We start from the raw sequence: 12,881 nt of genomic DNA, 5'->3' as shown, positions 1-12,881 counted from the left end.
CTCACGCAGCGACCGCTTGTGCGGACGCCCCGGTTCCAAATCGACGGACGCCGGGGGACGATAAAATGAAGATGTTGGGGATTTCGCTGATCGCATTGCTGGCCGCTACGCCGGCATTGGCCCAGGATGACGATATCGTCGTCACCGCTTCGGGCATTGCGCAGCCGCGCGACGAGGTCGGCCAGGCGATCACGGTGATCGATGCCGACACGATCAGGACGCGCCAGGCGGTCGATGTCGTCGACCTGCTCGCCACCACGCCGGGCGTCCGCTTCAGCCGCAACGGCTCCACCGGCGGCGTGACCGGCGTGTCGCTGCGCGGGGCGGAGACGACCCAGACGCTGGTGCTGATCGACGGGGTCAAGGTCAACGACCCGAGCGGCATCGGCGACGGCTATGATTTCGGCCATCTGCTGACCGGCAATATTCGCCGGATCGAAGTGCTGCGCGGCTCCAACTCGGTGGTCTATGGCAGCCAGGCGATCGGCGGCGTGGTCAATGTGATGACCGGCGCGCCGAGCGAGGGTTTCGAGGTCAATGCCTCGGCCGATTATGGCTATAGCGACACGCTGAATGCCAAGGCCGATGTGTCGGGCACGCGCGGCGCGGTGTCGGGCGGCGTCGGCGTTGCCTATTTCAACACCGACGGCATTTCCTCGGTTGGCCGGTCGTTCGGCGGCGTGGAGAAGGACGGCTATGAGAATATCGCCACCAACGCCAAGCTGAAGATCGCCTTTTCCGACAGCCTGAGCCTCGACCTGCGCGGTTACTATATCCATGCGGATCTCGACTATGACAGCTTCTTCGGCGCGCCGGCGGACAGCAGCGACGTCAGCAAGCTGGACCAATATGTCGGCTATGCCGGAATCAACCTGGCGCTGCTCGACGGCAAGCTGACCAACCGCGCTGCCGTCACCTGGCTGCGCAACGATCGCGACTATTATTTCGTGCGCGGCACTGACCCGGACTATGGCTATTCGGGCACCAATCTGCGGTTCGAATATGAGGGCGTCTATGCCCCGGTGGATCAGGCCAAGCTGATCTTCGGCTATGAGCATGAGCGGCCGGACTATGAGTATTTCGGCTTTGGCGACATAGCGAGCGCGAAGGCGAACATCGACAGCGTCTATGCGCTGGCGGTGGTGAAGCCGCTTGCCGGCCTGGCCGTCACCGGCGGGCTGCGCCATGACGATCATAGCCAGTTCGGCGGCGCGACCACCTTTGGTGCCAACGCCAATTACACGCCGAACGCCGGCGCCACCAATATCCGCCTCTCCTATGGCGAGGGGTTCAAGGCGCCGTCGCTCTATCAGCTCTACGACACCTATAGCGGCAACAGCGCGCTGCGGCCGGAACGGTCGAAAAGCTATGATATCGGCTTCGACCAGAGCCTGGACGGGGACAAGGCGGTGCTGTCGCTGACCGCCTTCCGGCGCGATACCCGCAACCAGATCAATTATGATTATGCGACCTACACCTATGGCAATCTGGACCGGACCCGCGCCAAGGGCGTGGAAGCGACGCTGACGCTGAAGCCGGTCGAGGCGCTGACGGTGGCGGCATCTTACAGCTATGTCGATGCGCGCGACCGGTCGGGCGGGGCCACCGACGGCAATCGCCTGCCGCGCCGCGCCGCCAATGCGGTGAGCGTGTCGGCCGACTATCTCTGGTCCTTCGGCCTGTCGACCGGCGCGACCCTGACCATGGTCGGCGACAGCTATGACGACACGGCGAACACCCGCCGGCTCGACGGCTATGGGCTGGCCGGGCTGCGCGCGTCCTTCCCCGTGGGCGACCATCTGGAAGTCTATGGCCGGATCGACAATCTGTTCGATGCGGATTACGCCACCGCCTATGGCTATGGCACCTATGGCCGGTCGGCCTATGGCGGCGTGCGTGTCCGCTTCTAAGGGGCGGCGCGCATGAGCGGGCGGCGGCATCCTTTGTTGCTGCCGGGGCTGATCGGCCTGCTGCTGGTCGCGGCCATCGCGTCGGTCGCGCTGGGATCGGTGACGATCGCGCCGGCCCGCATCCTGGCGGTGCTGGCGGGCGGTGGCGATATGGTGGCGCGCGCGATCGTCATCGACCTGCGCCTGCCGCGCATGGCGATCGGCCTGCTGGTCGGCGCCATGCTGGGCCTGTCGGGTGCGGCATTGCAGGGCTATCTGCGCAATCCGCTGGCCGAACCTGCCGTGCTGGGCGTATCCAATGCAGCGGCGCTGGGCGCGGTGATCGCGCTCTATTTCGGCCTGTCCGAACTGCACCCGATGGCGTTGCCGCTGCTGGCGATCGTTACCGCACTGGCGGCGATCGGCGCGCTGTTCCTGCTGGCGGGACCATCGGAAAGCCCGTTGACGCTGATCCTGGCCGGCATTGCCGTCGCGACGCTGGCGGGGGCGGGGATCAGCCTGGCGCTCAACCTGTCGCCCAATCCCTTCGCCGCGATGGAGATTATGAGCTGGCTGATGGGCAGCCTGGAAAATCGCAGCATCGACCATCTGCTGCTGGCGCTGCCCTGCATCGCGGTCGGCGCGGCGCTGCTGCTCTATGACGGGCGCGCGCTCGATGCGCTGACCCTGGGCGAGGATGGCGCGCGGGCGCTGGGCGTCGACCTGTCGCGGGCGCGGCTGCGGCTGATGGCGGGGGTGGCGATTGGCGTCGGTGGCGCGGTGGCGGTGACCGGATCGATCGGCTTCGTCGGCCTGATCGTGCCGCATCTGGTGCGGCCGCTGACCGATCGGTCGCCCTCCGCGCTGCTGTTGCCGTCCATGCTGGGCGGCGCGGTGTTGCTGACCCTGGCCGATATCGGCGTGCGCATCATCCCGACCAGCAGCGAATTGAAGCTGGGCGTGCTGACCGCGATCCTGGGCGTGCCGGTCTTCCTCATTCACCTGATGCGGGAGCGGCGGCTATGGTGACCCTGTCGACCGAGCAACTGGACGTCCGGCTGGGCCGCCATCTGGCGGTGCGCGGCGTCGACCTGACCATGGCGCCGGGCCAGTTGATCGGCGTGATCGGCCCCAATGGCGCGGGCAAGTCGACCTTGGTGCGGGCGCTGCTGGGGCTGGTGAAGCCGGCCGCCGGTCGCGCGCTGCTGGACGGAGCGCCGGTCGAGCGGCTGTCGCGCCAGGCGGTGGCGCGGTCCATCGCCTATCTGCCGCAGGGCCAGACATTGCACTGGCCCCTGGCGGTCGAGCGGCTGGTGGCGCTGGGGCGCTTGCCGCATCTGGGGCCGCTGTCGCGCCTGACCGCCGACGATGAGGCGGCGATCGAGGATGCGATGGTCCGCGCCGATGTTACCGGCTTCAAGGGCCGGATCGCGACCGAGCTGTCGGGCGGCGAGCGGGCGCGGGTGCTGCTGGCGCGGGCGCTGGCGGTGGGCGCGCCGGCGCTGATCGCCGACGAGCCGCTCGCCGCGCTCGACCCCGGCCACCAGATCGATGTGATGGCTTTGCTGCGCGCGCAGGCGCAGGGCGGGGCGCTGGTTGTCACGGTGCTGCACGACCTGGCCATGGCGGCGCGCTATTGCGACCGGCTGCTGCTGATGGATGGCGGCGCGCTGGTGGCGGACGGCGCGCCGATGGACGTGCTGACGCCGGAGCGGCTGGCATCCGTCTATGGTGTCGCCGCGCGGATCGACGTCAGCGATGGCCTGCCGCTGATCGTGCCGACGGCACGGGTCTGATCTGTAACGGAAAAGGGAGCCTTCCGGCCCCCTTTGCTTAGTTGCCGAAGCCGCGCGGGGCGGGATCGACCACGCTGATCGTGCCGGCGCCGACCTCGCTCACTTCCAGTGCGCGTTCGGCGATGCCGTTGCGGTTGAAGCGGAAGGCGCCGTCGATGCCGGCAAAGCCGCCCGGATCGCGCAGACGCGCGGTCGGGAAGGGGGCGCCCGGCTTCCAGTCCTGGGCGATCCGCACGGTCAGCAGCACCGCGTCATAGCCCATCGAGGACAGGCGGAACGGCGCGCTGCCATAGCGGGTGCGATATTTGGTCGCGAGCTGGCGATAGAGGCCGTCCGACACGCTGGCATACCAGGCGCCGCGCAGCACGGGGCTGGCGGCCAGCGATTCTTCGGTATTCCAGATTTCGGTACCGAGCAGGCGGGCATTGGCGCCGCCATTCTTGCGCACGATCGGTGCGACCTGCAGCGCGACCCGGCCGCTGTCGGCTATCAGCAGCGCGTCATAGCTGGACGAGGCTTGCAGCTTCTTGACCGCAGCGGTGATCGAGGCGGGGGTGCGATCGAAGGTCTGCATCGACACGACCGTGCCGCCAGCCTGTTCGACCGCGCGCAGCAGCGCATTGCCGGCGCGCTCGCCATAGGTGCCGCGCGGCACCAGCGCGCCGAAATTCGACAGGCCCTTTTCACGGGCGAAGCCGATCACGCGCTCGATCGACTGGTTGGGGGTATAGCCCATCAGGAAGATGTTGCTGCCCGCGACGCTGGTGTCGTTGGAGAAGCTGATGACCGGGACATTGGCCTTGGCCGCGATCGGCCCGACGATGCGGGCGTCATCGGCCAGCAGCGGACCCAGGATCAGGCGGTTGCCGTCGGCCAGCGCCCGGTTGGCGGCGGCCGCCGCGCCGGTGGCGGTGTCATAGGTGGTGATGCGGACCTTGTCGGTCTTGATATCCATCAGCGCCAGGGTGGTGGCATTGGCGATCGACTGGCCGACGCCGGCATTGGGGCCGCTGGTCGGCACCAGCAACGCGACGCGGTGGCGCGCGGTGTCGGTCGGCAGGCCCTGGGTCACTTCCGGGCCGGTCGGCTTGGCGGGACCGGTGGGCTGGGCGGGACCGGGGCCCTTGGGCACGATCGACTGACAGGCGGCAAGCATGATCGTGCTGGCAACGAACAGCAATCGCGCGCTGCGCTTCATCGCCGCGAACATGTTCGCTTGCCGGGGGGCATCCGTCTCTGTCATCTGGGATCCTTATGGAAACTATATTGGCATCCGGGCTTGAGCCCGGGCTTTACATCGTGGCGGGGCCGATCGGCAACCTTGGAGACCTTACGCCCCGCGCGGCCGAAGTCCTGCGGTTGGCCGACGTGGTCGCCGTGGAAGATACACGGGTCAGCGCAAGGCTGCTGCGCCATGCGGGATCGGATCGACCGATGATTCCCTATCATGACCATAGCGCGGAAAATGTGCGGCAACGGCTGATCGAGCGGATGGCGAGCGAATCGGTGGCGCTGCTGTCGGATGCGGGGACGCCGCTGATTTCTGACCCCGGCTACAAGCTGGTGCGCGACGCGCGGGCGGCGGGGCGCAAGATCACGACCCTGCCGGGGCCGAGCGCGGCGATCGCGGCGCTGACCCTGTCGGGCCTGCCGACCGACCGCTTCCTGTTCATGGGCTTCCTGCCCAGCAAGGCGAAGGCGCGGGGCGACGTGCTGGCCGAAGTGGTGGCGCTGCGCGCGACCCTGGTCTTCTACGAAAGCGGGCCGCGCCTGTCGGACAGTCTGGCGGCGATGGCGGCGGCGCTGGGTGATCGCGAGGCGGCGGTCAGCCGCGAGATCAGCAAAACGTTCGAGGAGACGGCGACCGGCACGCTGACCGAACTGTCCGCCCGCTATGCCGATGCGCCGCCCAAGGGCGAGATCGTCGTCATCGTCGGCCCGCCCGGCGAGGCACCCCCGGCCAGCGCCGAGGATGCCGACGCGGCGCTGCGGGAGGCGCTGACCCTGCTGCCGGTGTCGAAGGCGGCGGGCGAGGTCGCCAAGAAGCTGGGGCTCGACCGGCGGACGCTCTATGACCGGGCGAACGAGCTGAAAGGGGAACGCGAGGCGTGAACCGCCAGCAGGCGGAGAAGCGCGGCCGGCAGGCCGAACGCATCGCCGCCTGGTGGCTGCGCCTCAAGGGCTGGCAGATTATCGGCCAGCGCCTGCGCACGCCCGCGGGCGAGGTCGATCTGGTCGCGCGCAAGGGCGCGATGCTGGCCTTTGTCGAGGTGAAGAGCCGCGCCACCGATGCCGAGCTGGACGTCGCGATCGACCAACGCCGACTGGCACGGGTGGCGGCGAGCGCCGAAATATTATGGCATCAGCTGGCAAGACCCGGAGACGACATGCGAATTGACGTCATCCTCCTTGCGCCCGGCCGCCCGCCACGCCATCTGGCCAATGTCTGGCATGGGGGGTGAAGGCTCTCCATTCCGTTCGGGCTGAGCGAAGTCGAAGCCCACGCCTGAGCGCCAGCGAAGGCAAGTCACCTCGCTAACGCTCGGCGGAGCCCTTCGACTTCGCTCAGGGCGAACGGTAAAAGGAATGAAGATGACCGAACTCAACCCCCTGACCGTCGCCATGCAGATGGACCCGATGGAAGGGATCAGGATCGCCGGCGATTCGACCTTCCACATCATGCTGGCGGCGCAGGCGCGGGGGCATAAGCTCTATCATTATCTGGCGCCCGACCTGACCTATCGCGACGGCCGGGTGCTGGCCAAGGCGCGGCCGGTGAAGGTGCAGAAGGTCGAGGGCGATCATTATGCGCTGGGCGAGCCGGAGATGCTGGACCTGGGCCGCGATGTCGATGTCGTGTGGATGCGGCAGGACCCGCCCTTTGACCTGAGCTACATCACCGCCACCCATTTGCTGGAGCGGGTGCAGGAAGAGACGCTGGTGGTGAACGACCCTGCCAGCGTCCGCAATGCGCCCGAAAAGCTGTTCGTGCTCGATTATGCCCGCTTCATGCCGCCGACGATGATCACGCGCGACCTGGCCGAGGTGAAGAGCTTCCTGGCCGAGCATGGCGAGATCGTGGTGAAGCCGCTCTATGGCAATGGCGGCGTCGCGGTGTTCCACGTCGGCAGCAATGGCGCGAACCTGTCTTCGCTGGTGGAACTGTTCAAGGCTTCGTGGGTCGAACCCTTCATGGTCCAGGCCTTCATCCCCGGCGTCGCCCAGGGCGACAAGCGCATCGTGCTGGTCGATGGCGAGGTCGCGGGCGCGGTCAACCGCATTCCGGGCGCGGGCGAGATCCGGTCCAACCTGGCGGTCGGCGGATCGGCGGCCAAGACGGTGCTGACCGATCGCGAGCGGGAAATCTGCGAGGCGATGGGGCCGGAATTGAAGCGCCGCGGCCTGTTGTTCGTCGGCATCGACGTGATCGGCGGCGAATGGCTGACCGAGATCAACGTGACGTCGCCGACCGGCATCGTGTCGATCGACGCATTCGACGGCACCGACACCGGCAGCCTGATCTGGGACGCGATCGACGCCCGCCTGGCGGCGCGGGCGGCGGCTTGACGGATGTGCGCCATTCCTCCGTTCGTCCTGAGTAGCCATTGAGCATGTCGAAATGGCGTATCGAAGGATGTTGCACGCGATGCTTCGATACGAGGCTTCGACTTCGCTCAGCCTCTACTCAGCACGAACGGACATAGGGGCATGACCGACTGGGTGCTGCGGCTGATCGATGCAGGGGGCTATTGGGGGATATTCCTGCTGATGATCCTCGAAAATGTCTTCCCGCCGATCCCGTCCGAACTGATCATGGGGATTGGCGGCATCCGCGTCGGCCAGGGGCGGATGGCGATGGAGTGGCTGCTGCTGGCGGGCACGCTGGGCACCACCATCGGCAATTATTTCTGGTATCTGGTCGGCCATATATTGGGCTTCGGGCGGCTCAAACCGCTGGTCGACCGCTATGGCCGCTGGGCGACGCTGGAATGGCGCGATGTCGAGGCGCTGGACCGGCTGTTCGGCAAATATGGCCAGATCGTCGTCTTCGTCTTCCGCTTCATGCCGGCCTTCCGCACGATGATCTCGCTGCCCGCCGGCCTCTTCCGCATGGGCCATGTCCGCTTCCTGATCTGGACTGCCGGCGGGGCGCTGGTGTGGAATCTGGTGCTGGCCTATGCCGGCTTCCTGCTCGGCCAGAATTTCCGCGATATCGACAAATATGTGGGGCCGGTGGCGACCGCCTGCGTGGTCGGCGCGGTGCTGCTCTATCTCTGGCGGCTGGCGACCTGGCGGCCCAAGGGGTGAGGTGGTTCAGAAAGGCAGCTTGATGCCCACCATCACCCGCTGTGACGTGGTGCCATTGCCCATGCCCTGACTTTCGACATGGACATTGCCTTTCACCTTGCCGAACAGGGTGGTCTCGGCGCGGCCGAGCGGTGGCTCGTCGCTGGTGGCGACGATCTCGCGGTCGACCCGTTCGTCGCGGCGGCGGCCGGTGACGACGATGGCGTTGGGATTGGGCGCGGGCTGCACCTTCTGAAGGTCGAAATCGGGCGGGATGTCGGTGCCGCCAACGCTTTGCAGGGCCATCAACAGACGCAGCATCCTGGGGGTCCTCCGGTCGCAACGGGGATCTGCCAGCGAGGCTGACGCAGGATTACGGCGAATCCATGGCCGTTTCAGGCGCGGGGATGGGCGGCGCGATAGACGTCGAGCAGATGGGCGGCATCGACCTGCGTATAGACCTGGGTCGAGGTCAGGCTGGCATGGCCGAGCAGTTCCTGGAGGGAGCGCAGGTCCGCGCCGCGGCCGAGCAGATGGGTCGCGAAACTGTGGCGCAGCGCATGGGGCGTGGTCCGGTCCGACAGGCCAAGCCGCCCGCGCGCGCCCTGTACCGATCGACGGATCAGCGCGGCCGAGAGCGGCCCGCCGCGCGCCCCCCGGAACAGTGGCTGGTCGCGCTCCGGCGACCAGGGGCATTGGTCGGCATAGGCCTCGATCGCGGAACGGACCTGCTGCAGCAGCGGGACCAGCCGGGTCTTGCCGCGCTTGCCGGTGACGCGCAGCGTGTCGCCCAGCGGCATGATGTCGCCCATCAGCCCCATCGCCTCGCCAATGCGCAGGCCCGCGCCATAGAGCAGCAGCAGCACCGCCCAGTCGCGCGCGCCGATCCACTCTTCGCGCGCGCCCTCGGCAATGTCGCCGGCCAGCGCCAGCGCCTCGTCAGGGGAGATGGGGCGGGGCAGGCCGCGCTTGACCCGTGGCCCCTTGAGCTGGGGGATACGGGCTTCCGCGCCGCCGACAAATTTCAGGAAACCGCGCACCGCCGACAATTCGCGCGCGGCGGAGATATTGCCGATGCCGTCGACCCGGCGGCTGGCGAGATAGGCGCGCAGGTCCGCCTGCTCCAGCCGGGCGAGGCTGGCGGCGGTCACGGCCTGTCCCTGATGCTCGGCAAGGAAGACGACCAGCCGCTCGGCGGTGGCGACATAGGCCCGCACCGTATGGGTGGAGCGCCGCCGGTCGAGGCTGAGATGCTGGCGCCAGCGTTCGGGGAGGGAGGGGGGCACGCTGTCGGTCATCAAAACAGGATATCCATCGGTTTGATCTGCGCCGGCAGAGTCTCGAACCGTTCCAGCCAGCGACCGCCTCGCATCATGATGCACATCCGGTTCATGGGCATCGTATATTTGACTCGGACATGCGCCTGAAAGCCTAACGACGGATCGTGGGTGAAGCCGTTCACCGTCGCGAAGCGGACCCCCGAGCGGCATTCGAAGATGGTGGCACTGCTGCTGTTCAGGTGCCGGCTGATGATGGGCACATAGAGTGGCGAGACCCAGAGCCTTAGCTGATAATCCTGTTGAGGGGGTGGCGATGCTGCCTGGGCGGGGCGACTATAACTTGCATCGACGGGCACCGTGTAGGTGTCGCAGCCGCTCAGACTGATCAGGCCGATTGTCGCCAAGGCGGTGAGAGGTTGGCCTAAGGCCGTTGTTGGAAATGCTGCGCTTAACTTCGCATATTTCCCGCACATTTTGACAGTATGAAACAAGAGTTGGAAATCTTGTTTCGTGGAGCAGGGAATGCGGGGAGGGGCTGCGTTGCGCATGGCGGCAGCCTAGCAGAGGGGGGCGACGTAGGACAGGTGGCGCTCTCCTCCTTGATCGTCACCCCAGCGAAGGCCGGGGTCTGTGGCCTTCAGGCAATATGGTCGAACAGATCATCCCAGTCCGGGTTGGCCTGTTCGATCAGCCGGATCTTCCAATCGCGCTTCCAGGCCTTGAGTGCTTTCTCCCGACTGATCGCCAGCAGGATATCCTCATGATGTTCGACGAGGACCAGGCGTGTCAGCCCATATTTGCGGCAGAAAATCGATCCGGTGCCGCGCCGATGCTGATCGATGCGCGTGGCGAGATCGGCAGTGACGCCGATATAGAGGACGCCGCCCGGCTTGTTGGTCATGATGTAGGTATAGCCGCCCTGCGCCATCCGGCGATGCTACATATAAAGGCCTGAGATGCCAGCTTTCGCTGGCATGACGGTCATCTGCGGCCCTTGAAATCCGCCGAGAAATGGGCACATGGGAGCCATGGCTACCCCGTTCGATCCGGCCGATTTGCCGACCGGCATCCTGATGACGCTGTCGCCGCTGGTGGCGCGCGTGCTGGCGCCCAATCCGTCGCCCTTCACCTATACCGGCACCCAGACCTATCTGGTCGGCGGCGCGGATGTCGCGGTGATCGATCCTGGGCCGGACGAGGCCGAGCATCTCGACGCGCTGATCGCCGCGATCGGCGGGCGGCCCGTGGTGGCGATCCTCTGCACCCATACCCATCGCGACCATAGCCCGGCGGCCCGGCCGCTGAGTGTGCTGACCGGCGCGCCGATCATCGGCTGTGCGCCGCTGACGCTGAGCGACGACGGGCCGCGCGCGGACGCGGCCTTTGACGCGGACTATCGGCCCGACCGGGTGCTGGGCGATGGCGAAGTGGTGGCCGGCACCGGCTGGACGCTGGCGGCGGTGGCGACGCCGGGCCATACGTCCAACCATCTCTGCTTTGCGCTGGCGCAGGACAAGGCGCTGTTCACCGGCGACCATGTGATGGGCTGGTCCACCAGCGTCATTTCCCCGCCCGATGGCGACATGACCGCCTATATGCGGTCGATGCAGTTGCTGCTGGGTCGGGACGATATCGTCTATTATCCGGCCCATGGCGAGCCGATTGAAAATCCGCAGCGGCTGGTGCGCGGCATGATGGGCCATCGCAAGCAGCGCGAGGGCCAGATCATGCGCTTTCTGGAGCGCAATGGCGACAGCGCCATCCCCGACATGGTGGCGGAAATGTACAAGGGCGTGGACCCGCGCCTCTATGGGGCGGCCGGGCGATCGGTGCTGGCGCACCTGATCGATCTCAATGGCCGGGGCATGGCCGCGCCGCTGGAGGATGGGCGATGGCAGATGCGCTGAAGCGCTATGCTGGGCCGGTCGCGGTCGCGCTGCTGATCCTGATTGTCGGCGGGGCGATGCTGGTCGGCTGGCAGCGCTATAATCGCGACTATGTGGTGAGCGTCGAGGATGACGGGACGGCGGTGACCAAGGTCATTGCCGAGAAGATTGCCGGTACCAGCAGCCTGAAGGTCTCCGAACTCAGCGGCACGATCCAGAGCAGCGCGCGCGATGTGCGCGGCTTTGGCTGGCTGAAGTCCGACCAGGTGGTGAAGATGCCCTTTTCGGTCGATTATTTCGTCAATGTCGGCGCGATCGGTGCGGATGACCTGGAATGGGATGCGGAGCGCCGCACCCTGATCGTGAATGCGCCCGACGTGACCGTCGGCAAACCCAATGTCGACGAGAGCCAGCGGACTTTGGTGCGGACCAGCGGCCTGTTCGTGACCCGCGAGGCGGGCGAGGAACTGAGCCGGCGCACGTCGGCTTACGCGCAGGCACGGGCCGCCAAATCGGCCGGGTCGCCCGAGCGGATGGCGCAGGCGCGCGAATATGGCCGGGCCGCGCTGGTGAAGCTGATGGCGGCGCCGCTGGCAGCGGCCGGGCAGGGCGATGCGCGGGTGATCGTCACTTTTCCGGCGGAACGACCCAATCGCGATCGCTGGGACGTGACCACGCCGGTCAACGAGGTACTGGCAAACCGGAGACAGGCCCGCTAGGGCGCCCGGTAAGACCGAGGAGTCACAGGGTATGAACGCTTTCACTGGAATTCCGCAGGGGACGGACCTGCGCGCGGAGATCGACCGCCTGCGCAAGGAGCGCAACGCCGTCATCCTGGGCCATTATTACCAGTCGCCCGAGATTCAGGATCTGTCCGATTTCGTCGGTGACAGCCTGGAACTGTCGCGCAAGGCGGCCGAGACCGACGCCGATGTCATCGCTTTCTGTGGCGTGCGCTTCATGGCAGAGACGGCGAAGATCCTGTCGCCGCAGAAGATCGTCGTGCTGCCGGATATGGATGCGGGCTGCAGCCTGGAAGACAGCTGCCCGCCCGCCCAGTTCAAGGCGTTCCGTGAGGCGCATCCCGATCATATTGCGCTGAGCTACATCAACTGTTCGGCCGAGGTGAAGGCGCTGTCCGACATCATCGTCACCAGTTCGTCGGCCGAGAAGATCCTGGCGCAGATCCCCAAGGATCAGAAGATCATCTTCGGCCCCGACAAGCATCTGGGCGGCTATTTGAAGCGCAAGCTGGGCCGCGACATGCTGCTGTGGCCGGGCGTGTGCATCGTGCACGAGGCGTTCAGCGAAACCGAATTGCTGAAGCTCAAGGCCCAGCATCCGCAGGCGCCGGTCGCCGCGCACCCGGAATGCCCGCCCTATATCGTCGACCATGCCGATTATGTCGGGTCGACCAGCGGCATCCTGGACTTTGCCAAGACGATGCCGGGCGACACGCTGATCGTCGCCACCGAACCGCATATCATCCATCAGATGCAAAAAAGCGTGCCGGACAAGAATTTCATCGGCGCGCCGGGCGCGGACGGCAACTGCAACTGCAATATCTGCCCCTATATGGCGCTCAACACGATGGAGAAGCTCTATCTGTCGCTGCGCGACCTGAGCCCGCGCATCGAGATGGACGAGACGCTGCGCGTCGCGGCCAAGAAGAGCCTCGACCGGATGCTGGAGATGGCCAGCGGTACGGTCGGTCAGGGCGATCTGGGCGCACGCTGAGGATAG

General features: G+C 66.5%; 15 protein-coding genes. 10 read left to right on the top strand and 5 right to left on the bottom strand.

From position 1 onward, the window contains the following. Window positions 1-65: 65 nt before the first annotated feature. The 3 genes from ACUCV3_RS18465 to ACUCV3_RS18455 are packed head-to-tail and all read left to right on the top strand — an operon-like array spanning window position 66 to window position 3,685. On the top strand, window positions 66-1,910 hold the full coding sequence (locus tag ACUCV3_RS18465) for a TonB-dependent receptor plug domain-containing protein (protein ID WP_279729588.1): 1,845 nt from the start codon (window positions 66-68) through the stop codon (window positions 1,908-1,910). A gap of 12 nt (window positions 1,911-1,922) precedes the next feature. After that, window positions 1,923-2,918 carry a FecCD family ABC transporter permease gene (locus ACUCV3_RS18460; RefSeq protein WP_279729589.1) on the top strand — a complete coding sequence of 332 codons (996 nt, stop codon included), beginning with the start codon at window positions 1,923-1,925 and terminating at the stop codon, window positions 2,916-2,918. Continuing rightward, window positions 2,912-3,685, top strand: coding sequence for an ABC transporter ATP-binding protein (locus tag ACUCV3_RS18455; RefSeq protein WP_279729590.1), 774 nt, complete (start codon window positions 2,912-2,914; stop codon window positions 3,683-3,685). The genes ACUCV3_RS18460 and ACUCV3_RS18455 overlap by 7 nt, the downstream gene beginning before the upstream one ends. Window positions 3,686-3,722: 37 nt before the next feature. Here ACUCV3_RS18455 and ACUCV3_RS18450 read toward each other — a convergent pair whose 3' ends face one another. Continuing rightward, the gene (locus ACUCV3_RS18450; protein WP_010336719.1) at window positions 3,723-4,928 is read right to left on the bottom strand and encodes a penicillin-binding protein activator; all 1,206 of its coding nucleotides are present in this window, start codon (window positions 4,926-4,928) and stop codon (window positions 3,723-3,725) included. Between the two features lie 11 nt (window positions 4,929-4,939). On the opposite strand from ACUCV3_RS18450, the gene rsmI reads away from it, so the two are divergent. The 4 genes from rsmI to ACUCV3_RS18430 all read left to right on the top strand — a co-directional run bounded on the left by rsmI (window position 4,940) and on the right by ACUCV3_RS18430 (window position 7,993). Further along, window positions 4,940-5,797 carry a 16S rRNA (cytidine(1402)-2'-O)-methyltransferase gene (gene rsmI / locus ACUCV3_RS18445; protein ID WP_482240962.1) on the top strand — a complete coding sequence of 286 codons (858 nt, stop codon included), beginning with the start codon at window positions 4,940-4,942 and terminating at the stop codon, window positions 5,795-5,797. Next, on the top strand, window positions 5,794-6,147 hold the full coding sequence (locus tag ACUCV3_RS18440) for a YraN family protein (protein ID WP_010336721.1): 354 nt from the start codon (window positions 5,794-5,796) through the stop codon (window positions 6,145-6,147). Before rsmI ends, ACUCV3_RS18440 begins: the two co-directional genes overlap by 4 nt. 130 nt (window positions 6,148-6,277) lie before the next feature. Then, on the top strand, window positions 6,278-7,252 hold the full coding sequence (gene gshB, locus ACUCV3_RS18435; protein WP_029547569.1) for a glutathione synthase: 975 nt from the start codon (window positions 6,278-6,280) through the stop codon (window positions 7,250-7,252). 141 nt (window positions 7,253-7,393) lie between these two features. After that, entirely contained in the window at window positions 7,394-7,993 is a 600-nt protein-coding gene (locus tag ACUCV3_RS18430; RefSeq protein WP_010336723.1) for a DedA family protein, read from the top strand. Between the two features lie 6 nt (window positions 7,994-7,999). On the opposite strand, the gene ACUCV3_RS18425 is transcribed toward ACUCV3_RS18430, so the two are convergent. The 4 genes from ACUCV3_RS18425 to ACUCV3_RS18410 form a co-directional block, all read right to left on the bottom strand. After that, window positions 8,000-8,293, bottom strand: coding sequence for a hypothetical protein (locus ACUCV3_RS18425; protein WP_029547570.1), 294 nt, complete (start codon window positions 8,291-8,293; stop codon window positions 8,000-8,002). 74 nt (window positions 8,294-8,367) lie between these two features. Beyond that, entirely contained in the window at window positions 8,368-9,270 is a 903-nt protein-coding gene (locus ACUCV3_RS18420) for a tyrosine recombinase XerC (protein ID WP_010336725.1), read from the bottom strand. Beyond that, window positions 9,270-9,800, bottom strand: coding sequence for a hypothetical protein (locus ACUCV3_RS18415; protein WP_138984426.1), 531 nt, complete (start codon window positions 9,798-9,800; stop codon window positions 9,270-9,272). Before ACUCV3_RS18415 ends, ACUCV3_RS18420 begins: the two co-directional genes overlap by 1 nt. 89 nt (window positions 9,801-9,889) lie before the next feature. Continuing rightward, the gene (locus ACUCV3_RS18410; protein WP_010336727.1) at window positions 9,890-10,180 is read right to left on the bottom strand and encodes a GIY-YIG nuclease family protein; all 291 of its coding nucleotides are present in this window, start codon (window positions 10,178-10,180) and stop codon (window positions 9,890-9,892) included. A gap of 100 nt (window positions 10,181-10,280) precedes the next feature. Between ACUCV3_RS18410 and ACUCV3_RS18405 the strand changes: the two genes are divergently transcribed. Genes ACUCV3_RS18405 through nadA form a run of 3 tightly spaced genes read left to right on the top strand, consistent with a single transcriptional unit; the run spans window position 10,281 to window position 12,875 of the window. Then, window positions 10,281-11,159 carry an MBL fold metallo-hydrolase gene (locus ACUCV3_RS18405; protein WP_029547572.1) on the top strand — a complete coding sequence of 293 codons (879 nt, stop codon included), beginning with the start codon at window positions 10,281-10,283 and terminating at the stop codon, window positions 11,157-11,159. Next, on the top strand, window positions 11,144-11,857 hold the full coding sequence (locus tag ACUCV3_RS18400) for a DUF4230 domain-containing protein (RefSeq protein WP_010336729.1): 714 nt from the start codon (window positions 11,144-11,146) through the stop codon (window positions 11,855-11,857). The genes ACUCV3_RS18405 and ACUCV3_RS18400 overlap by 16 nt, the downstream gene beginning before the upstream one ends. A gap of 31 nt (window positions 11,858-11,888) precedes the next feature. After that, the gene (nadA, locus tag ACUCV3_RS18395) at window positions 11,889-12,875 is read left to right on the top strand and encodes a quinolinate synthase NadA (protein ID WP_004210458.1); all 987 of its coding nucleotides are present in this window, start codon (window positions 11,889-11,891) and stop codon (window positions 12,873-12,875) included. The last annotated feature ends 6 nt before the right edge of the window (window positions 12,876-12,881 follow it).

Source organism: Sphingobium sp. VMM (genome assembly GCF_056790315.1).
This window is presented reverse-complemented; position numbering and strand designations above follow the sequence as displayed.